Annotated in this window: 17 protein-coding genes; 1 reads left to right on the top strand and 16 read right to left on the bottom strand. The window is 70.4% G+C overall.

Annotated elements, in window-relative coordinates; genetic code table 11:
* Positions 1-8: 8 nt before the first annotated feature.
* From ACIO3O_RS30675 to ACIO3O_RS30660, 4 genes are all read right to left on the bottom strand, one after another.
* The gene (locus ACIO3O_RS30675; RefSeq protein WP_401751549.1) at positions 9-476 is read right to left on the bottom strand and encodes a GNAT family N-acetyltransferase; all 468 of its coding nucleotides are present in this window, start codon (positions 474-476) and stop codon (positions 9-11) included.
* A gap of 38 nt (positions 477-514) precedes the next feature.
* Positions 515-1,456 carry an RluA family pseudouridine synthase gene (locus ACIO3O_RS30670; protein WP_401751509.1) on the bottom strand — a complete coding sequence of 314 codons (942 nt, stop codon included), beginning with the start codon at positions 1,454-1,456 and terminating at the stop codon, positions 515-517.
* Between the two features lie 52 nt (positions 1,457-1,508).
* Positions 1,509-2,093, bottom strand: a complete 585-nt coding sequence (gene lspA / locus ACIO3O_RS30665) for a signal peptidase II (protein ID WP_401751507.1) — start codon at positions 2,091-2,093, stop codon at positions 1,509-1,511.
* A gap of 392 nt (positions 2,094-2,485) precedes the next feature.
* Complete coding sequence (locus ACIO3O_RS30660) at positions 2,486-3,412, bottom strand: TraR/DksA family transcriptional regulator (RefSeq protein WP_401751505.1); 927 nt, start codon at positions 3,410-3,412, stop codon at positions 2,486-2,488.
* A 575-nt stretch (positions 3,413-3,987) separates the two neighbouring features.
* On the opposite strand from ACIO3O_RS30660, the gene ileS reads away from it, so the two are divergent.
* Positions 3,988-7,131, top strand: coding sequence for an isoleucine--tRNA ligase (ileS, locus tag ACIO3O_RS30655; RefSeq protein WP_401751503.1), 3,144 nt, complete (start codon positions 3,988-3,990; stop codon positions 7,129-7,131).
* A 447-nt stretch (positions 7,132-7,578) separates the two neighbouring features.
* Here the strand turns inward: ileS and ACIO3O_RS30650 are convergent, their stop codons facing one another.
* The 12 genes from ACIO3O_RS30650 to murF all read right to left on the bottom strand — a co-directional run bounded on the left by ACIO3O_RS30650 (position 7,579) and on the right by murF (position 20,210).
* The gene (locus ACIO3O_RS30650; RefSeq protein WP_401751502.1) at positions 7,579-8,799 is read right to left on the bottom strand and encodes a DivIVA domain-containing protein; all 1,221 of its coding nucleotides are present in this window, start codon (positions 8,797-8,799) and stop codon (positions 7,579-7,581) included.
* 49 nt (positions 8,800-8,848) lie between these two features.
* The gene (locus ACIO3O_RS30645) at positions 8,849-9,145 is read right to left on the bottom strand and encodes a YggT family protein (protein ID WP_401751500.1); all 297 of its coding nucleotides are present in this window, start codon (positions 9,143-9,145) and stop codon (positions 8,849-8,851) included.
* Positions 9,146-9,228: 83 nt separating this feature from the next.
* Positions 9,229-9,840 (bottom strand): cell division protein SepF, encoded by a 612-nt coding sequence (locus ACIO3O_RS30640; RefSeq protein WP_189821709.1) that lies wholly within the window; start codon positions 9,838-9,840, stop codon positions 9,229-9,231.
* Between the two features lie 122 nt (positions 9,841-9,962).
* On the bottom strand, positions 9,963-10,709 hold the full coding sequence (locus ACIO3O_RS30635; RefSeq protein ID WP_401751497.1) for a YggS family pyridoxal phosphate-dependent enzyme: 747 nt from the start codon (positions 10,707-10,709) through the stop codon (positions 9,963-9,965).
* A gap of 5 nt (positions 10,710-10,714) precedes the next feature.
* Entirely contained in the window at positions 10,715-11,449 is a 735-nt protein-coding gene (gene pgeF / locus ACIO3O_RS30630; protein WP_401751496.1) for a peptidoglycan editing factor PgeF, read from the bottom strand.
* Between the two features lie 14 nt (positions 11,450-11,463).
* Positions 11,464-12,678 carry a cell division protein FtsZ gene (ftsZ, locus tag ACIO3O_RS30625; RefSeq protein ID WP_401751494.1) on the bottom strand — a complete coding sequence of 405 codons (1,215 nt, stop codon included), beginning with the start codon at positions 12,676-12,678 and terminating at the stop codon, positions 11,464-11,466.
* Positions 12,679-12,953: 275 nt separating this feature from the next.
* Positions 12,954-13,790 carry a cell division protein FtsQ/DivIB gene (locus ACIO3O_RS30620; protein WP_401751492.1) on the bottom strand — a complete coding sequence of 279 codons (837 nt, stop codon included), beginning with the start codon at positions 13,788-13,790 and terminating at the stop codon, positions 12,954-12,956.
* A gap of 30 nt (positions 13,791-13,820) precedes the next feature.
* Positions 13,821-14,915: an undecaprenyldiphospho-muramoylpentapeptide beta-N-acetylglucosaminyltransferase gene (gene murG, locus ACIO3O_RS30615; protein WP_401751491.1), complete on the bottom strand. Its 1,095-nt coding sequence runs from the start codon at positions 14,913-14,915 to the stop codon at positions 13,821-13,823.
* 6 nt (positions 14,916-14,921) lie between these two features.
* Positions 14,922-16,250 carry a putative lipid II flippase FtsW gene (ftsW, locus tag ACIO3O_RS30610; protein WP_401751489.1) on the bottom strand — a complete coding sequence of 443 codons (1,329 nt, stop codon included), beginning with the start codon at positions 16,248-16,250 and terminating at the stop codon, positions 14,922-14,924.
* Positions 16,251-16,312: 62 nt separating this feature from the next.
* The gene (gene murD, locus ACIO3O_RS30605; protein WP_401751487.1) at positions 16,313-17,740 is read right to left on the bottom strand and encodes a UDP-N-acetylmuramoyl-L-alanine--D-glutamate ligase; all 1,428 of its coding nucleotides are present in this window, start codon (positions 17,738-17,740) and stop codon (positions 16,313-16,315) included.
* Positions 17,737-18,807, bottom strand: coding sequence for a phospho-N-acetylmuramoyl-pentapeptide-transferase (gene mraY, locus ACIO3O_RS30600; protein WP_189821717.1), 1,071 nt, complete (start codon positions 18,805-18,807; stop codon positions 17,737-17,739). Before mraY ends, murD begins: the two co-directional genes overlap by 4 nt.
* Complete coding sequence (gene murF, locus ACIO3O_RS30595) at positions 18,804-20,210, bottom strand: UDP-N-acetylmuramoyl-tripeptide--D-alanyl-D-alanine ligase (RefSeq protein WP_401751485.1); 1,407 nt, start codon at positions 20,208-20,210, stop codon at positions 18,804-18,806. Before murF ends, mraY begins: the two co-directional genes overlap by 4 nt.
* Positions 20,211-20,212: the final 2 nt, after the last annotated feature.

Below are 20,212 nucleotides of genomic sequence, written 5' to 3'. Positions count from 1 at the left end.
GCACCCCCCTACCCCCGCAACCCCCGCCTCATCCCCCGATGCTCAATCCCCGCATCCAAAAACACGGGCCCGTACGCCACATACCCCAACCGCTCATAAAACCCGAGCGCATGCGTCTGCGCATGCAGATCGACCTCGGTCAGCCCAGCCCCCCGAGCCGCCTCCTCGATCCCCCGCACCAGCGCCGCCCCGACCCCGAGCCCCCGCGCCCCCGCACTCACCGCGAGCCGCCCCAGCGATCCCACCTCGGGCCCCGCACCGGTCTTCCCCGCCGCGTCCGCCCCGTACAGGAGCCGCCCCGTCCCCAGCGGCGTGCCGTCCTCGCCGACCGCCAGGACATGCACCGCACGAGCGTCGTACGCGTCGTACTCCAGCTCCGCGGGCACCTCCTGCTCGACCACGAAGACCTCCTTGCGCACGGCGAAGCACGCCTCCAGGTCCTCGGCCCCCTCAGCCACCCGCACCACATACGCCACGGACGACACAGACACCCCGGCCGAACCGCCCCCGGAGCTCACTCGCTCTCCGCCCGAATCACATCCAGCGCATGCTGCAGATCCGCCGGATACGCACTCTCGAACTCGACCCAGTCCCCACTGCCCGGATGCGTGAACCCGAGCCGCATCGCATGCAGCCACTGCCGGGTCAGCCCGAGCCGCTTGGAGATCGTGGGGTCGGCGCCGTACGTCGTGTCGCCGACGCAGGGGTGACGGTGGGCGGACATGTGCACCCGGATCTGGTGCGTGCGCCCCGTCTCCAGCTTGATGTCCAGCAGCGACGCGGCCCGGAACGCCTCGATGAGGTCGTAGTGCGTCACCGAGGGCTTGCCCTCGGCCACCACGGCCCACTTGTAGTCGTGGTTCGGATGACGGCCGATCGGCGCGTCGATGGTCCCGCTCATCGGGTCCGGGTGCCCCTGCACCAGCGCGTGGTACCGCTTGTCCACCGTCCGCTCGCGGAACTGCTGCTTGAGCGAGGTGTACGCGCGCTCGGACTTGGCGACGACCATCAGGCCGGACGTGCCGACGTCGAGCCGGTGCACGATGCCCTGGCGCTCGGCGGCGCCGGACGTGGAGATCCGGTACCCGGCGGCCGCGAGGCCACCGATGACGGTCGTCCCGGTCCAGCCGGGGCTCGGGTGGGCCGCGACGCCCACCGGCTTCACGATCACCAGCACGTCGTCGTCGTCATGGATGATCTCCATGCCCTCGACGGGCTCGGCGACGATCTGGACGGGCGCGGCGGGCGCGGGCATCTCGACCTCGAGCCAGGCTCCGCCGTGCACGCGCTCGGACTTCCCGACCACCGAGCCGTCGACCTGGACCTTTCCGGCAGCGGCGAGCTCGGCCGCCTTGGTCCGGGAGAACCCGAACATCCGGGAAATGGCGGCGTCGACGCGCTCGCCCTCAAGGCCATCGGGAACGGGCAGGGTTCGGATCTCGGGAATCGTACTCACCCGTCGAGTATGCAGGACCGCACCGACAAGCCCTTACCGCACGCCCCTGACCTCAGCTCTTGTGGACGGTCCCGTCCGGGTCCAGGCCCTTGAACGACAGGATCACGATCAGGATTCCACCGCACACCACGGCCGAGTCCGCCAGGTTGAAGACCGCGAAGTGCGCGGGCGCGATGAAGTCGACGACCGCCCCCTCCAGGAATCCGGGCGTACGGAAGATCCGGTCGGTGAGATTGCCGAGCGCCCCGCCGAGCAGCAGCCCCAGCGCGATGGCCCACGGCACGCTGTAGAGCTTGCGCGCGAGCCGGGCGATCACCACGATCACCGAGGCGGCGATGACGGTGAAGACGATCGTGTACGCCTCACCGAGCCCGAACGCGGCCCCCGGGTTGCGGATCGCCCGGAGCGTGAGGAGATCACCGATCACGTTGATCGTCTCGCCGCTGGGCTCCAGCTTGGCCACGACGAGCAGCTTGCTGCCGAGGTCGAGCGCGTACGCGATCAGCGCGATGACCAGGAGCATCGGCAGCTTCCGCTTGACCGACCCGACGGCGGTCGCCCCACCCTCGGCCGACTTCTCGCCCACGCTGGCCTCTTCGTCATCCGGCGTACCGATGGTGCGCTCCGCCTCTGCCACGTCAGTCCCTCGCCCTCGTTCCTGATGGGCACGAGACTACGGCACACCCGTACGACCCCACCCCCAAGCCTCCCTCCCCCTTCCCCGAGCCCTTTGGACGCCGAGGCCACGTCCCCCCTTCCCTGAGCCCCTTGGAGGCCGAGGCCGCCTCCCCCTTCCTCCGGCCCCCTTGGGCAACGGGCCGCCCTCCCCACCCCCGCCCCCTTGGGCGACGGGGCCGCCCCAAGGGGGCGGAACGGGCGGGCAAGGGGGCGGCCCACCCGACACGGGCCCACCCCGCTCCCGGCCCTCTCGCCACCGGCCCACCCCCACACCGGCCCAAGGGCCAAGCCCCCCGCCGGCCGCCCGTCCACAGAACCCCCGCCCCACCCCCGTACCGGACACGCCCGCCCCTAGTACCGCCTCTCCTGCTTCTGCTTGCACTCCACACACAACGTCGCCCGCGGAAACGCCTGCACCCGCGCCTTCCCAATCGGCTTCCCGCAGTTCTCACAGATCCCGTACGTCCACGCGTCCAGCCGGTCCCGTGCCCGCTCCGTCTGCTCCAACATCTCCCGGGCGTTCGCCGCCAGCGACATCTCGTGCTCACGCGTCATGTTCTTCGTGCCGGTGTCCGCGTCGTCGTCCCCCGCGCTGTCCCCGGAGTCCCGCATCAGCCCGCTCAGCGCCTCCTCCGCGGAGACGATCTCGGCCCGCAGCCGCAGGATCTCGCTGTCCAGCTCGGCCCGGGCCTCGGCGATCTCGTCCGGCGTCCAGGGGTCCTCCCCCGGCCGGACCGCCAGCTGCCCCGGCACCACGGCCGTCGTGGCACGGGCCGGCGGCACCGCCTTCTTCCTGGCCGTCGCCGCTCCGCCCGGACTCTTCTTCGCAACCACCGTCTCGGCTCCCGTCTCCGCGGCCTGGGCCGCCCCCTCGGCCGCGGACGCGGCCTGTTTCCCGGTCGCCGCGGCCACATCCGCGGTCTCCGGCCCATCGGTGACGGCCTCGTCGGCAGCCGCCTTCTTCACAGCCGCTTTCTTCCCCGTCGTCTTCTTCGCCGCACTCTTCTTCGCGACGGCCTTCTTCGCCGGGGCCTCCTTGGCCGGAACCTCCTCGGCGGCGGCCTTCTTCGCCGAGGCAGCCACCTTCTTCGCCGGAGCCTTCTTGGCAGCGACCTTCGTGGCAGCCTTCTTGGCGACCTTCTTGGCAGGAGCCTCCCCCGCCGACGCAGCCGCCTTCTTCGTCGCGGCGTCCGCCCCTTCTTCCGTCCCGGAAGCCGCTGCTCCAGTGGTTCTCTTCGACGCCGTCTTCTTCGTTGCGGCGGTCTTCTCAGCCACCATGGCCGCGGCCCCTTCACATTTTGTGATCTTGCACGCGCATCGTGCTGGGACGATAAATCGACCCCAACGCCGCGGCAACGGGGCACACCGCCGATTCCGCCCTCCCACCGCCGTGTCCCGACGAACCTGCATCCGTTGTGCCCAGCTCTCCGCCGGGTAATCGCACCGCCGGACCGGGCCCGGAGCCCGTTCGCCCCCGTATGCCCATTCGGGTCACACCGGCCCCCGCCCGCCTCCCCGCCGAAAACCGGTGAGCCGCCTCGCACCCCGCCCCGTACACTGGCCGGAGCGAAAGGCATCGATGGGGCCGAGTAGCGCCGCACGCAGCGATGAGCGATCCGGGGACGGTGAGAGCCCGGGGGCGAGCACGGCGTGAAGCATCACCCCGGAGCCGCCGGAAGAAAGCCCGCGCACGGCAAGCACGACCGCGCGGCGAGTAGACCCGGCATCGCGCCCCTAATGAGGGGGCCGCGGACGCACGTCGTCCGGGGCCAAGGAGGGTGGTACCGCGGGAGCAGCAGCATCGCTCTCGTCCCTCCGACGGAAGCACCAGTCCGCCGGAGGAAGAGCACCTGATGACACCGCCGCAGTACAACCCGGTCCCCGCGCAGGTCGACCTGCCCGCCCTCGAACACGCCGTGCTGGAGTTCTGGGAGCAGGCCAAGGTCTTCTCGAAGTCCCTGGAGGCGTCCGAGGGCCGCCCGGAGTGGGTCTTCTACGAGGGCCCGCCGACCGCCAACGGCATGCCCGGCGCCCACCACATCGAGGCCCGCGTCTTCAAGGACGTCTTCCCCCGCTTCCGCACGATGCAGGGCTACCACGTCGGCCGCAAGGCCGGCTGGGACTGCCACGGCCTCCCGGTCGAGCTGGCCGTCGAGAAGGAGCTCGGCTTCAGCGGCAAGCAGGACATCGAGAACTACGGCATCGCCGCGTTCAACGACAAGTGCCGCGAGTCCGTCACCCGCCACACCGACGCCTTCGCCGAGCTGACCCAGCGCATGGGCTACTGGGTCGACCTGGACGACGCGTACCGCACGATGGACCCGGAGTACGTCGAGTCCGTCTGGTGGTCGCTGAAGGAGATCTTCAACAAGGGCCTCCTCACCCAGGACTACCGCGTCGCCCCCTGGTGCCCCCGCTGCGGCACCGGCCTCTCCGACCACGAACTGGCGCAGGGCTACGAGACGGTCGTCGACCCCTCGGTCTTCGTCCGCTTCCCCCTGACCGGCGGGCCCCTCGCGGGTCAGGCCGCGCTCCTGGTCTGGACGACGACCCCCTGGACCCTGGTGTCCAACACGGCCGTCGCCGCCCACCCGACGGTCCGTTACGTCGTCGCCACCAACGGCGAGGAGAAGCTCGTCGTCGCCGAGCCGCTGCTCGAAAAGGCCCTCGGCGAGGGCTGGACGACGACCGGCGAGTCCTTCACCGGCGCCGAGATGGAGCGCTGGACCTACCAGCGCCCCTTCGACCTGGTCGAGTTCCCGGCCGAGGCGCACTACGTCGTCAACGCCGACTACGTCACCACCGAGGACGGCACCGGCCTCGTCCACCAGTCCCCCGCCTTCGGCGCCGACGACCTCCTCGTCTGCAAGTCGTACGGCCTCCCGGTCGTGAACCCGGTCCGCCCCGACGGCACCTTCGAAGAAGAAGTCCCCCTCGTCGGCGGCGTCTTCTTCAAGAAGGCCGACGAGAAGCTCACCGCCGACCTCGACGCCCGCGGCCTGCTCTTCCGCCACGTCCCGTACGAGCACAGCTACCCGCACTGCTGGCGCTGCCACACGGCCCTGCTCTACTACGCGCAGCCGTCCTGGTACGTCCGCACGACCGCCGTCAAGGACCGTCTCCTCGAAGAGAACGAGAAGACCAACTGGTACCCCGAGACGGTCAAGCACGGCCGCTTCGGCGACTGGCTGAACAACAACATCGACTGGGCGCTGTCCCGCAACCGCTACTGGGGCACCCCGCTGCCCATCTGGCGCTGCGAGGAGAACCACCTCACCTGCGTCGGCTCCCGCGCCGAGCTCTCCGAGCTGACCGGCCAGGACCTCTCCGCCCTGGACCCGCACCGCCCGTACATCGACGACGTCACCTTCCCCTGCACCCACGAGGGCTGCTCGCTCACCGCGACGCGCGTCCCCGAGGTCATCGACGCCTGGTACGACTCCGGCTCGATGCCGTTCGCGCAGTGGGGCTACCCGTACAAGAACAAGGAGATCTTCGAGAAGCGCTACCCGGCGCAGTTCATCTCGGAGGCCATCGACCAGACGCGCGGCTGGTTCTACACCCTGATGGCGATCGGCACGCTGGTCTTCGACAAGTCGTCCTACGAGAACGTGGTCTGCCTCGGCCACATCCTCGCCGAGGACGGCCGCAAGATGTCCAAGCACCTGGGCAACATCCTCCAGCCCATCCCGCTGATGGACCAGCACGGCGCCGACGCCGTGCGCTGGTTCATGGCGGCCGGCGGCTCCCCGTGGGCGGCCCGCCGCGTCGGCCACGGCACCATCCAGGAGGTCGTCCGCAAGACCCTCCTCACGTACTGGAACACGGTCGCCTTCCAGGCCCTGTACGCCCGTACGTCGTCGTGGGCGCCCAGCGCCGCCGACCCGGCCCCCGCCGAGCGCACGGTCCTCGACCGCTGGCTGCTGTCCGAGCTGAACGCACTGGTCGACCAGGTCACCGTCGCCATGGAGTCGTACGACACCCAGCGCGCCGGCAAGCTCCTCTCGGCCTTCGTCGACGACCTCTCCAACTGGTACGTCCGCCGCTCGCGCCGCCGCTTCTGGCAGGGCGACAAGGCGGCCCTGCGCACGCTGCACGACGTCGTCGAGACAGTCACCCGCCTGATGGCCCCGCTGACCCCCTTCATCACGGAGCGGGTCTGGCAGGACATGGTCGTGCCGGTCACCCCCGACGCGCCCGAGTCCGTCCACCTCTCCACCTGGCCGAAGGCCGACCTCGCGGCCATCGACCCGACCCTCTCCACGCAGATGGCTCTGGTACGTCGTCTGGTCGAGCTGGGCCGCGCCACGCGCGCCGAGTCCGGCGTCAAGACCCGCCAGCCCCTGTCCCGCGCCCTGGTCGCGGCGACCGGCTTCTCCGCGCTCTCCCCGGAGCTCCAGGCGCAGATCACCGAGGAACTGAACGTCACCTCCCTGGCGTCGCTCTCCGAGGTCGGCGGCTCGCTGGTCGACACGACCGCCAAGGCGAACTTCCGTGCGCTGGGCAAGCGCTTCGGCAAGGGCGTCCAGGACGTGGCGAAGGCGGTCGCCGCCGCCGACGCCGCGGCCCTCTCCCTCGCCCTGCGCGACGGCGAGGCCCCCCTCGTCGTGAACGGCGAGACGATCCTCCTCACCCCCGAGGAGGTCATCATCACCGAGACCCCCCGCGAGGGCTGGTCGGTGGCCTCCGACTCCGGCGCCACGGTCGCCCTCGACCTCGAAATCACCCCCGAACTCCGCAAGGCGGGCCTGGCCCGTGACGCGATCCGGCTGATCCAGGAGGCCCGCAAGAACTCGGGCCTGGACGTGGCCGACCGCATCGCGGTGCGCTGGACCTCGACCTCCCCGGAGACGGCGGAGGCGCTGGCCCACCACGCCCCCCTGATCTCCGACGAGGTCCTGGCCACGGACTACGCGGAGGGCTCCCCGGACTCCTCCTACGGCGAGGCCTTCACGGACGAGCCCCTCTCCCTGACCTTCCACCTGCGCAAGGTCTGATCCCACAGTCCCCCAAGGGGGCGGCCCCGGAAACAACCACTTCCGGGACCGCCCCCTTTCCCGTGCCCCTTCAGGGGCGCGGGGAACTGCGCGAGCAACCACAAACAAGCCGCGCGGCGAGCGCTTTAGGGAAAGGGGCGGGACCGGGGCGAAACCCGGGGGTCCGGGGGCGGAGCCCCCGGCAGGCCCCCTCGGGCCACGGGGCCGGGAGCCCCCGCCCAACACCCACGCCGGACGCACGTCCAAGGGGGCGGCCCCTCCCGCTCCCGGCCCACCCCGGCAGCCCCCGCCCAGCCCCCACGCCGGACGCCGAGTCCAAAGGGGCCCCGCCCCACCCCCGTACCGCCCCCGCCCACGGCAAAAGGGGCGGGCCCCAGGACCGTAAAGTCCCGGGGCCCGCCCCTCAGCCTGCCGACGGCTACGCGTTCATCACGCGCACTACCGGCCTCAGTTGTCGTCCTCGTCAATGAGGAAGCCCCGCATCGGCGACGGCGCCTGCTGCATCGGCGGCTGGCCCTGCGGCCGCACCGGTGCCATCGGCTGCGTCATGGCCGGAGCCATCTGCTGCTGCCCACCGTAGGAGGGAGCACCGTTGCCCTGGCCGCCACCCATCGGAGAGGGCGCGCCCATCGACGGGTTGCCGCCCATGGAGTGCCCCATGGAGGACGCCCCGGCCGGAGCCATCGTGCTGCTCATCTGCGGGGCCGGCGGCAGCGAGGCCGTCGCCGGGGTCCGCGGCGGAGCGAGCGAGTCGTCGGCCTGGGTCTCCAGCTGACGCAGCTGCGACTCCAGGTAGGACTTCAGACGCGTGCGGTACTCGCGCTCGAAGCCACGCAGGTCCTCGACCTTGCGCTCCAGCGTGGCGCGGGCGGACTCCAGGGAGCCCATCGCGACGCGGTGCTTCTCCTGCGCGTCCCGCTCCAGCGCGTCAGCCTTGGCGCGGGCGTCCCGCTCCAGGCCCTCGGCGCGCGAACGAGCCTCGCCGACGATCTTGTTGGCCTCGGAACGGGCCTCCGCGATCGCCTGGTCGGCGGTCTGCTGCGCCAGCGAGAGCACGCGGGCGGCACTGTCGCCACCGGGCTGCTGCATCGGAGGCTGCTGCTGCATCGGGGGCTGGCCCATCGGACCGGGGCCACCCATCGGGCCCTGACCCATGCCCTGCGGCTGACCCATCGGGCCACCCTGCTGCTGCATGGGGTTCTGGCCCATCGGGCCGGGACCGTGCTGGCCCTGCATCGGGCCGGGGCCCTGACCCATGGGGCCGCCCTGCATCGGACCGGGGCCCTGGCCCATCGGACCGGGACCCTGCTGGCCGCCGGGGCCCGCGGGGAGCTGGAGCTGGCCGCCCTGCTGCTGCATCTGCTGCTGCTGCGGGGGCTGCTGCTGCTGGGGCGGTCCGGATATGGCCGCGGGGACGGGCGCGCCCGGGCCACCGGGCCGGTTGTCCTGCGGTTCCGGCTTGCGCATGCCCTGCTGCTGCTGGTTCTGCGCTGCCGCACGGGTCGCCGCGGCCAGCTTGGCGCGCAGGTCCTCGTTTTCGCGGAGCAGGCGGGTCAGTTCGGACTCGACCTCGTCGAGGAAGGCGTCAACCTCGTCCTCGTCATAGCCTTCTCGGAGGCGGACGGTCGTGAACTGCTTGTTCCGCACGTCCTCGGGGGTCAGCGGCATCTCTTCTTCACCTCTACGTAGTCGTCGGCAGTCGGCAAGACCGTATCGCTCACACCCTGCTCGCAACGTTGTTCACGATGCTGATCAGGATGTAGACGATGATCATCAGAACGAAGAAGGACAGGTCGAGTGCCACGCCCCCGAGACGCAGCGGCGGAATGAACCGCCGCAGAAGCTTGAGCGGTGGATCGGTGACAGTGTAGGTGGCCTCCAGAACGACCACCATCGCCTTGCCGGGTTGCCACGAGCGGGCAAACTGGAAGACGTAGTCCATGACGAGCCGGAAGATCAGCACGACGAGGAAACACATCAACGCGATGTAGATCACGTCCAGTGCGATGCCCATTCCCGTGCTTCCCTCTCCCCTGGCTCACGCCTCGGTCCGGCCTCGGTGGCCGGTTGTTCCCGGTGGTCCTGCTCTCGGCTCTGTCAGCTCTGGTTGAAGAAACCGCCCTCTGCGATACGGGCCTTGTCCTCCGCCGTGACATCGACGTTAGCAGGCGACAACAGGAACACCTTCTGCGTCACTCGCTCAATGCTGCCATGCAGACCGAAGACAAGACCTGCGGCAAAGTCGACAAGTCGCTTCGCGTCGGTGTCGTCCATCTCCGTGAGGTTCATGATCACCGGAGTGCCCTCGCGGAAGTGTTCCCCGATGGTACGGGCCTCGTTGTAGGTCCGGGGGTGCAACGTGGTGATGCGGTACGGCTCCCGCTCGGACACGACCTTGGGCATGATCACCGGTGCGTTCTTCTCCAGGCTCGGACGTTCAGGTGTGATGGACGCCACGGGGGCGATTCGTGCAGGTCGTCCGCTTTCCGCCGGAAGCTGAACGGGCTCGCGGGGGGCCGGCGGCTGTACCGCTCGTACCGGTTCGTCCCGTTCCCGCTCGACCTGGTGCGGGGGCTGGTGGCGACGGTGGTCGCGCTCCGGCTCGGGCTCGGGTTCGAAGTCGTCGTCGGGGTCAAAACCCCGGCCGTCGTACCCATCGTCCTCCACGAGGCCGAGGTAGACCGCCATCTTGCGCATAGCGCCGGCCATTTCCTGAGTCCTCCGCTCTGTGGTGGATCGGCCTCGTCACCAAGTGCCAGCGATCCACTGGGCCTGCCCCCGAATAGTGGGGATGACCATATTTTCTGCTGTGGTCCGACTGCTTCGCGACGTTACCCGAGGCGAGGGCGCACGCCGAGTACCGCAGTGCCGACGCGCACATGTGTCGCACCGGCCGCCACTGCCTCGTCGAGGTCCGCGCTCATTCCCGCAGACACCATGGTGGCAGCCGGATGTGCGGTGCGCAGGCGGGTCGAGATTTCCATCAACCGCTCGAAGGCGGCCCGTTGGCGGCCCGCGTACGGGCCCGACAGCGGCGCGACGGTCATCAGGCCGTCCAGCCGCAGCCCCTCGGCGGCGGCCACCGCGGCGGCCAACTCCTCGATGCCGTCCGGTCCGACACCGCCCCTTTCACCCCTTTCGCCCACTTCGGCGTCCAGGGCCACCTGGAGCAGGCAGCCGACCTCGCGCTCGGCCCGCAGTGCCGCGGCGGACAGCGAGCCGACCAGCTTCAGCCGGTCCACGGACTGCACCACGTCCGCGTAACCGACCACCGAACGCACCTTGTTGGTCTGCAACTGCCCGACGAAGTGCCAGGTCAGCGGCAGGTCCGCCGATGCGGCGGCCTTGGGGGCGGCGTCCTGGTCGCGGTTCTCGGCGACATGACGCACCCCCAGCTCCGCGAGCAGGCGCACATCGCTCGCCGGGTAGGTCTTGGTGACCACGATCAGGGTCACTTCTTCACGCGCGCGCCCGACAGCTGCACAAGCGGAGGAGATACGTTCCTCCACTTGCGCCAGGTTCGAGGCGAGTTCGTCCTTGCGCACCGCGAGAGCGGCGGCGTCTTCCGTACGGTCCATCTGCCCTATCCGTCCAGCCAGACATATCCGGCGAGCCGTCCCGTGGTCCGGTCCCGCCGGTAGGAGAAGTGGTCGTGCGACTCGCGCGTGCACACCGGCGACTGCGACCGGCTGCGCACCCCGAGCGCCGCGAGCTGGGCGTGCACTCCGGCCGTCACGTCGACCGCCGGGGTGCCCCAGCTGGTCTCGGCCCAGCAGGCCGGTTCGACCGAGGCGGCGTCCGCCCGCATCTGCTCGGGCACTTCGTAGCACTTGCCGCACACGGCGGGCCCGGTCCACGCGTGCGTCCGGGAGGGCTCGGCGCCGAGCGCGACCATCGCCTCGACCACCGAGGGCACGACCCCCGCCAGCATTCCGGGCCGTCCCGCGTGCGCCGCCCCGGTCACCCCGGCGACGGGGTCGGCCAGCAGGACGGGGGTGCAGTCCGCGGTGAGCACCGCGAGGGCGAGCCCCCGACGGGACGTCACGAGGGCGTCGACCGAGGGGATGTCCGCACCGGGGGCCCAGGGCCCGTCGACCACGGCCACATCCCGCCCGTGCACCTGGTTCATCCAGACCACCCGCGCCGGGTCGAGCCCCAGGGACTCGGCCGCCAGCTTCCGGTTGGCCCGCACGGCGTCGGGGTCGTCGCCGACCGCCCCGCCCAGATTGAGCTGCTCGTACGGAACGGCGCTCACCCCGCCCCACCTGTCGGTGAAGGCGGCGTGCGCGCCGTTCTCGTCGTCGTACCGCTGTATCACCTAGACGATCCGGATCACTTCAGGAAGTCCGGTACGTCCAGCTCTTCGGCCGAGGTGTCCGCGTAGGACGGGCGGGCCGGCGGGACGTGCGGCGGATTCGTCTGTACGGGGAGCTCGCTCGCCGGGGCGGGCTGCTCGACCGGGGCCGGGGCCTCCTCGCGCACCGGGACGGAACCGATGCCGGTCGGCCGGGTCGGCTCCGGCGCGGGGCGCGTCTGCGGGGCGCTCTCCTCGCGCTTCTGCGCACCGGCGCCCAGCACGTTCTCGCGCCGGGCCGGCGGCTGTCCGCCGTCGAATCCGGCGGCGATGACGGTGACCCGTACCTCGTCGCCCAGGGCGTCGTCGATGACGGCGCCGAAGATGATGTTGGCCTCGGGGTGGGCGGCCTCGCTGACCAGCTGGGCCGCCTCGTTGATCTCGAAGAGACCGAGGTCGGAGCCGCCGGAGATGGAGAGCAGCACACCGCGTGCGCCGTCGATGGAGGCTTCCAGGAGCGGCGAGGAGATCGCCATTTCCGCCGCCGCCACCGCACGGTCGTCGCCGCGCGCCGAGCCGATGCCCATGAGCGCCGAACCGGCCTCGGACATGACCGACTTGACGTCGGCGAAGTCGAGGTTGATCAGACCCGGGGTGGTGATCAGGTCGGTGATGCCCTGGACACCGGACAGCAGGACCTGGTCGGCCGACTTGAAGGCGTCGAGGACGGAGACCTGACGGTCGCTGATCGACAGCAGTCGGTCGTTGGGGATGACGATGAGGGTGTCGACCTCTTCGCGGAGCTGGGCGATGCCGTCCTCCGCCTGGTTCGCACGCCGCCGGCCCTCGAAGGTGAACGGGCGGGTGACCACACCGATCGTCAGGGCGCCCAGCGAGCGGGCGATGTTGGCGACGACGGGGGCGCCACCGGTTCCGGTGCCACCGCCTTCGCCTGCCGTCACGAAGACCATGTCGGCCCCCTTGAGGACCTCCTCGATCTCCTCACGGTGGTCCTCGGCCGCCTTGCGACCGACGTCGGGGTTGGCGCCTGCGCCAAGTCCTCGGGTGAGTTCACGGCCGACGTCCAGCTTGACGTCGGCGTCGCTCATCAACAGCGCTTGCGCGTCGGTGTTGATGGCGATGAACTCGACGCCCTTCAGACCGACCTCGATCATCCGGTTGATGGCATTGACACCACCGCCGCCGACACCGATGACCTTGATGACTGCGAGGTAGTTCTGCGGTGCTGCCACGTCGAAGGCCTCTCGCCTCGATTTACGTGCCGCCACGGAGTTTGCAGCGCCGCGACGACTGATGCCGATTTGGGACGGTCCGAACGCCGACCCGAACCCTAACGCTGAAGTTTAGGGTTACCAGTGTGTCTGTTCCTTGGACTCTTCCGAACAGGACACTAAGTCGACAAGTGGTGCGCGTTCAACGAACACGCCGAACCTCCCGTTTTTCTTTTCACCCTATGTGATCACCCATATCGCTGACCAACCAGGGGGTTGACCGGCCCGAAAGTCCGTCAACTCCCCGATGACGCCGGGGCGGTGGGGGCACTCACATCGAAGTGCTTCGCGTCGGGGGCCGCTTTCATCAGGGCGAGAAGGGCCCGGGACTTGGCCTCGCCACTCTCACCACTGCCCCAGAAAACGCTGCGGTCACGGCCCAGTTCCAGTGTGATCGAGTCGTACGAAGTCACCTTCACCACCGTCAGGTTACGGGCCACGGCGGCCGGAAGCCCACCGGCGACCCGGACCGCCTCGGCCAGCAGGCGCTGTTCGCCGAACCGGCGCAGACTCGGGGATCGGGTGGCCGCCATGTCGAGTCGCGGTACCCCGGCGGTCGGCTTTGTCACAGTGGCGAACCGCACACCGTTTCTGTCCACTTCGGTGAACTTGCGCGCCGCGGAAGGGCCTTCGGAGAGCAGCAGGACGGGCTTTCGCTCCGTCACTTTCAGCCCGATTCCGTGCGGCCACGACCGGACCACGTCGATCGTGTCGATTCGCGGCAATTCCCTGCGCAGCCGGTCCTCTATGGCACCGGTGTCCACGGAGATCATCGGAATGCCGGTGGGCACGGCCGCCGCGTCCAGCACCTGCTGGGGCGTCAGCACCCGGGTGCCGGTGGCCCGGACCTGTTCGACGCGCAGCCAGGTGGAGCCGTAGAGGGCCCAGACGATGCCGCCCGAGAGCAGGACGGCGGCGGCGAGGAGCAGCACGACCGGGCGGCCGGGGGAAGTTCTCCGCAGCCGCTTCAGCAGCCCGAGCCGTCCGCCCGGGCGTCCCTCGCGGGACGCCCGGGGTGTGGCCGGAACCGTCTTCTGTCTGCCGCCGCGTTCGCGGGTGCCGGGTCCGGCCACGTGCCCCTCGTCTCCTTGTGCGGGGACCGGTCAGCCGGCCCTGCGTGCTGCGATCGCCTGGTAGACCATGCCGACGAGCAGGTCGTCGGCGTCCCGGCGGCCGAACTCGGCGGCCGCGCGCGACATCTCGTACAGCCGGTGCGGATCGGCGAGCACCGGAAGGACGTTGCCCTGCACCCACTCGGGGGTGAGCGCCGCGTCGTCGACCAGCAGGCCGCCGCCCGCGTTGACCACCGGCTGGGCGTTGAGCCGCTGTTCGCCGTTGCCGATGGGCAGCGGGACGTAGGCGGCCGGGAGCCCGACGGCGGAGAGTTCGGCCACCGTCATGGCGCCCGCGCGGCAGAGCATCATGTCCGCCGCGGCGTACGCCAGGTCCATCCGGTCCACGTACGGTACCGGGATGTAGGGCGGCATTCCGGGCATGTTGTCCACGCGCGGCAGTTCGTTCTTCGGGCCGACCGCGTGCAGGATCTGGATTCCGGCGCGCTGGAGGTACGGGGCGGCCTGCTGGACGACCTCGTTGAGGCGGCGGGCGCCCTGCGAGCCGCCGGACACCAGCAGCGTCGGCAGGTTCGGGTCGAGCCCGAACGCGGCGCGCGCCTCGGGGCGCACGGCCCCGCGGTCCAGCGTGGCGATGGTGCGGCGCAGCGGGATGCCGATGTAGCGGGCGCCCCGCAGCTTGCTGTCGGGCGTGGAGACCGCGACGGCGGCCGCGTACCGCGAACCGATCTTGTTGGCCAGGCCGGGACGGGCGTTGGCCTCGTGGACGATGATCGGCACGCCGAGGCGCTTGGCCGCGAGGTAGCCGGGCAGTGCCACGTAGCCGCCGAAGCCGACCACGCAGTCGGCCTTGGTGCGCTCCAGGATCTGCTCGGCGGCCTTGATGGTGCCGCGCAGCCGCCCGGGGACGGTGATCAGTTCGGGGGTGGGCTTGCGGGGCAGCGGCACTGCGGGGATCAGCCCGAGTTCGTAACCGCGTTCCGGAACGAGCCTGGTCTCCAGGCCGCGTTCCGTGCCGAGGGCCGTGATCCCCACGGTGGGGTCCTGCCTGCGCAGGGCGTCCGCGAGGGCGAGCGCGGGCTCGATGTGGCCGGCGGTCCCCCCACCGGCGAGTACGACATGCACCGAAATTCACCGCTCTCCGGACGGACGCTTGGTGACGCGCCGTCTCATCGTTTTCCATCTCGTCCCGGGCCGCCTCATGGCCAGAGCGGCCCGCGCCGCCGGGTCGTCACGCGCGAAGGCGATCAGCAACCCTACGGCGAACATGGTCGGCAGCAGCGCCGAGCCCCCGTACGAGAACAGCGGGAGCGGGACACCGGCGATCGGCAACAGGCCGAGCACCGCACCGATGTTGATCGTGGCCTGCGCCATGATCCAGGTCGTCACGCCTCCCGCGGCGTACCTCACGAAGGGGTCCTCCGTGCGTCCGGCCACGCGGATACCCGCATAGCCTAGGGCCGCGAACAGGGCGAGTACCGACAGCGTGCCCGCCAAACCCAGTTCCTCACCTGTGATGGCGAAGATGAAGTCGTTGTGGGGTTCGGGGAGTTGACCCCATTTTTCCACACTCGCACCGAGTCCCGATCCGAACCAGCCGCCGGACGCGAGTGCGTAGATTCCGTGAACGGCCTGCTGGCACTGCCCCTCGGGGCCCATCTCGGTGCTCAGGACGCAGTCGAGCCGGGCCATCCGGTTGGAGCTGGTCTTGACGAGGACGAAGCCCAGGAACCCGGCGAAGGCCAGCACGCCCGCGAACAGCCGGGTCGGCGCCCCGGCCAGCCAGAGCAGACCGAAGAGGATCGCGGTGAGGATGATCGCGGTGCCCATGTCGCCGCCGAGCATGATCAGCCCGAGCAGCATGAAGGCGACCGGGACCAGCGGCACCAGCATGTGCTTCCACTGGGCCAGCAGGTGCTTGTCCTGCTTGCGGGCGAGCAGGTCCGCGCCCCACAGGATCAGTGCCAGCTTGCCGAACTCGCTGGGCTGGAGCTGGAAGGGGCCGCCGATGGAGATCCAGTTCTGGTTGCCGTTGACCGCGTGCCCTATCCCGGGGACCTGGACCAGGGCCATCAGGAAGACCGTACCGGCGAGGAGCGGGTAGGAAAGTGCCCGGTGCAGCTTGACGGGCATCCGGGAGGCGGCGAACAGCAGCACGGCGCCCATGGAGGCGGCGAGGAACTGCTTGCGGAAGAAGTACGAGCTGACCAGGTCGAGCTGGAGGGCCTTGATCATCGACGCGGAGTAGACCATCACCAGGCCGAGGCCGATGATGAGCAGCGCGCTGCCGAGGATCACGTAGTAGGCCGTCAGCGGGCGGTCCCAGGCCTTGCGGAGCTGCTCGTAGAGCTTGCGGGGGCCACCGGGGCCGCGCGGGCGGGCCAGGCCCGTCCCGCCGCGCGGGGCGGCGGGACGGGCGCCCTGGGTTCCTCTGGGGTTTCTTCTGGCCGTGGCCGGCATCTCGGTGGTCCCCTCCAACAACTCGTGCGCCGATGAAGCCGGGGGCGGTGCCTGCGGGCGGGCTAGGCCCGGGTATCGGCCAGTTCGCGTACGGCGTCGGCGAAGGCCTCGCCGCGCTTGTTGTAGTTGGCGAACATGTCCATCGAGGCGCAGGCCGGGGCCATGAGCACCGTGTCCCCCGCCGTGGCGAGTGCCGCCGCCTCCCGGACCGCCGCCTCCATGGCCCCAGTGTCGGTCCGGTCGAGGTCGACCACCGGCACCTCGGGCGCGTGTCGCGCGAGGGCTTCGCGGATGAGAGCACGGTCGGCGCCGATCAGCACGACGCCACGCAGGTGCTTCGCGGACTTCTTCACCAGGTCGTCGAAGGTGGCGCCCTTGGCGAGCCCGCCCGCGATCCACACGATGGACTCGTACGCCGCGAGGGAGGCTTCGGCGGCGTGCGTGTTGGTGGCCTTGGAGTCGTCGATGTACGTCACCGCGTCGACGTCCGCGACGTGCTCGATGCGGTGCGCGTCGGGCCGGAAGGCGCGCAGGCCGTCCCGGACCGCCGCGGGCTCCACGCCGTACGCACGGGCCAGCGCGGCGGCCGCGAGGGCGTTGGCGAGGTTGTGCGGGGCGGCGGGGGTCACGTCGGAGACCTCGGCGAGCTCCTGGGCGTTCTTCTGCCGGTTGGTCACGAAGGCGCGGTCGACGAGGATGCCGTCGACGATGCCGAGCTGGGAGGGGCCGGGGGTGCCGAGGGTGAAGCCGATGGCGCGGCAGCCCTCCTCGACGTCGGCCTCGCGGACCAGGTCCTCGGTGGCGGTGTCGGCGACGTTGTAGACGCAGGCGACGGTGTTGCCCTCGTAGATGCGGCCCTTGTCGGCGGCGTAGGCGTCCATGGAGCCGTGCCAGTCGAGGTGGTCCGGCGCCAGGTTGAGGACGGCGGCGGAGTGGGCGCGCAGGGACGGGGCCCAGTGCAGCTGGTACGAGGAGAGCTCGACGGCCAGGACGTCGTACGCGGCGCCCTGGAGCACCACGTCGATGATCGGGGTGCCGATGTTGCCGACGGCGGCGGTGCGCAGCCCTGCGGCGGTGAGGATCGACGCGAGCATCTGGGTGGTGGTGGTCTTGCCGTTGGTGCCGGTGATGGCGAGCCAGGGTGCGGCATCGGGACCGCGCAGCTGCCAGGCGATCTCGACGTCGCCGACGACGTCCACGCCCGCCTTCGCCGCCGCCTCGAACAGGGGGCTGGAAGGCTTCCAGCCGGGCGAGGTGACGACCAGGTCGGTGCCCTCGGGGAGGGTGTCCGCGTCGCCCAGTCGTACGGCGATGCCTTCGCTCTTCAGCTCCGCTGCGCGGGCCTGGTGCGTGGCGCTGTCGCCGCCGTCCACGACGGTGATGCGGGCGCCGAGGCCGGCCAGGGCGCGGGCGGCGCTGATGCCGCTCACGCCGAGACCGGCGACGGTGACGCTGAGATCCTTGAAGATGTAGCCGTTCCAGCTGGTCACTTACCGGCTGCCCATCCTGCGTAGAAGAGACCGAGACCGACGATCACGCACATGCCCTGGATGATCCAGAAGCGGACCACGACGAGGACTTCCGACCAGCCCTTGAGTTCGAAGTGGTGCTGGAGCGGTGCCATCCTAAAGACGCGCTTGCCGGTCATCTTGAACGAGCCGACCTGGATGACCACCGACATGGTGATCAGGACGAAGAGGCCGCCGAGGATGGCGAGCAGCAGCTCGGTGCGCGAGCAGATCGCCAGACCCGCGAGCGCGCCGCCGAGGGCCAGCGAGCCGGTGTCGCCCATGAAGATCTTGGCGGGCGAGGTGTTCCACCACAGGAAGCCGAAGCAGGAACCCATCAGCGCGGAGGCCACGACCGCGAGGTCGAGGGGGTCGCGGACCTCGAAGCAGGCGTTGGGGTTGGTCAGGCCCTGCGCGTTGGCGCAGGACTCCTGGAACTGCCACAGACCGATGAAGGTGTACGCGCCGAAGACCATCACGGAGGCGCCGGTGGCGAGTCCGTCGAGGCCGTCGGTGAGGTTCACGCCGTTCGACATCGCGAGGATCATGAACAGCGCCCACACCACGAACAGCACCGGGGTGATGGACCAGCCGAAGTCGGTGACGAACGACAGCTTGTCGGAGGCCGGGGTCTGGCCGCGGCTGTCGGAGAAGTTGAGCGCGAGCACCGCGAAGGCGATGCCGACGATCAGCTGGCCGAGCATCTTCGCCTTGGCCCGCAGACCCAGCGAACGCTGCTTGACGATCTTGATGTAGTCGTCGAGGAAGCCGACCAGGCCCATGCCCGCCATCAGGAACAGCACCAGCACGCCGGAGATGGTGGGCGAGCTGGAGGTGAGCACCTTCGTCAGGGCGTACGCGATGAGCGTGGCCAGGATGAAGGCGATGCCGCCCATGGTCGGCGTGCCGCGCTTGCCGTGGTGGCCGCGGGGGCCGTCGTCGCGGATGAACTGGCCGTAGCCCTTGCGGGCCAGCAGCTTGATCAGCAGCGGGGTGCCGATGAGCGTCAGGAAGAGGCCGATGGCCCCTGCGAAGAGGATCTGGCTCATGCGCCGGCGACCTCACCCTCGGTGGCGGGTTCGAGCAGTGCCTGGGCGACCGCTTCGAGGCCGACCGACCTGGATGCCTTCACCAGCACGACGTCTCCCGGGCGCAGTTCCCCGCGCAACAGGTCGATCGCCGCCTGCGTGTCGGACACGTGCACCGACTCCTCACCCCACGAACCCTCGTTATAGGCGCCCAGTTGCAGCCAGGACGCTTCCCGGCCCCCGACTGCCACCAGCTTGCTGACGTTGAGCCGGACGGCGAGCCGTCCGACCGCGTCGTGCTCGACGAGCGACTCGTCCCCGAGCTCGGCCATGTGCCCGAGCACCGCCCACGTCCTGCGTCCCTTGCCCATGGCTGCGAGCGCACGCAGGGCGGCTCGCATGGATTCGGGGTTCGCGTTGTAGGCGTCGTTGACAACCGTCACGCCGTCGGGCCGCTCGGTGACCTCCATGCGCCAGCGGGAGAGGGTACCCGCCTCGGAGAGCGCCACGGCGATCTCGTCGACGGACAGACCCAGCTCATGGGCGACGGCGGCCGCGGCGAGCGCGTTCGACACGTGGTGCTCACCGTACAGCCGCATGGTCACGTCACTGCACCCGGAGGGTGTGTGGAGCGTGAAGGCGGGGCGGCCGTCCTCGGTGAGGCGGACGTCGGCGGCGCGGACGTCGGCGGTCTCGGACTCGCCGAAGTACAGGACGCGCGCCTTCGTGCGCGAGGCCATCTCCCGTACGAGGTTGTCGTCGGCGTTGAGCACGGCGACGCCGTCGGCGGGGAGGGACTCGACCATCTCGCCCTTGGCCAGGGCGATGTTCTCGCGGCTGCCGAACTCGCCGACGTGCGCGGTCCCGACGTTCAGGACGAGGCCGATGCGCGGCGGGACGAGGCCGGTCAGGTAGCGGATGTCGCCGATGTAGCGGGCGCCCATCTCCAGCACGAGGTGACGGGTGTTTTCAGCCGCGCGCAGTGCGGTGAGCGGCAGCCCGATCTCGTTGTTGAGGTTGCCCGCCGGGTAGACGGTCGGCGCCTTGCGCTCCAGGAGCTGGGCGATGAGGTCCTTGGTGGACGTCTTGCCCGCGGACCCGGTGAGCGCGACCACGTCGGCGCCCAGGCGGGCGACGACGCTGCGGGCGAGCGCGCCGAGCGCCTCCGTCACGTCGGGTACGACGATGGCGGGCACGCCGACGGGGCGGGTGGCCAGCACGGCTGCCGCGCCCGCCTCGATCGCGCGCGCCGCGAAGTCGTGGCCGTCGACGCGCTCGCCCGCGTACGCGGCGAACAGGCTGCCCGCGCGGACCTGGCGGGAGTCGATGACGACGGGCCCGGTGACCTTCAGCTCCGTGTCCGGTATGTCGTGGGTCTGTCCGCCCACGAGAGAGGCGATCTCGGCGAGGGTAAGGGGGATCATTT

The organism is Streptomyces sp. NPDC087440, from assembly GCF_044744005.1.
GTDB lineage: Bacteria > Actinomycetota > Actinomycetes > Streptomycetales > Streptomycetaceae > Streptomyces.
This window is presented reverse-complemented; position numbering and strand designations above follow the sequence as displayed.

Excerpts from the sequence above, each read along its gene's own strand:
- ACIO3O_RS30660 (WP_401751505.1), bottom strand. The coding sequence starts at position 3,412 with ATGGTGGCTGAGAAGACCGCCGCAACGAAGAAGACGGCGTCGAAGAGA.
- ileS (WP_401751503.1), top strand. The coding sequence starts at position 3,988 with ATGACACCGCCGCAGTACAACCCGGTCCCCGCGCAGGTCGACCTGCCC.
- ACIO3O_RS30650 (WP_401751502.1), bottom strand. The coding sequence starts at position 8,799 with ATGCCGCTGACCCCCGAGGACGTGCGGAACAAGCAGTTCACGACCGTC.
- ACIO3O_RS30645 (WP_401751500.1), bottom strand. The coding sequence starts at position 9,145 with ATGGGCATCGCACTGGACGTGATCTACATCGCGTTGATGTGTTTCCTC.
- ACIO3O_RS30640 (WP_189821709.1), bottom strand. The coding sequence starts at position 9,840 with ATGGCCGGCGCTATGCGCAAGATGGCGGTCTACCTCGGCCTCGTGGAG.
- ACIO3O_RS30635 (WP_401751497.1), bottom strand. The coding sequence starts at position 10,709 with ATGGACCGTACGGAAGACGCCGCCGCTCTCGCGGTGCGCAAGGACGAA.
- ftsW (WP_401751489.1), bottom strand. The coding sequence starts at position 16,250 with ATGCCGGCCACGGCCAGAAGAAACCCCAGAGGAACCCAGGGCGCCCGT.
- mraY (WP_189821717.1), bottom strand. The coding sequence starts at position 18,807 with ATGAGCCAGATCCTCTTCGCAGGGGCCATCGGCCTCTTCCTGACGCTC.
- murF (WP_401751485.1), bottom strand. The coding sequence starts at position 20,210 with ATGATCCCCCTTACCCTCGCCGAGATCGCCTCTCTCGTGGGCGGACAG.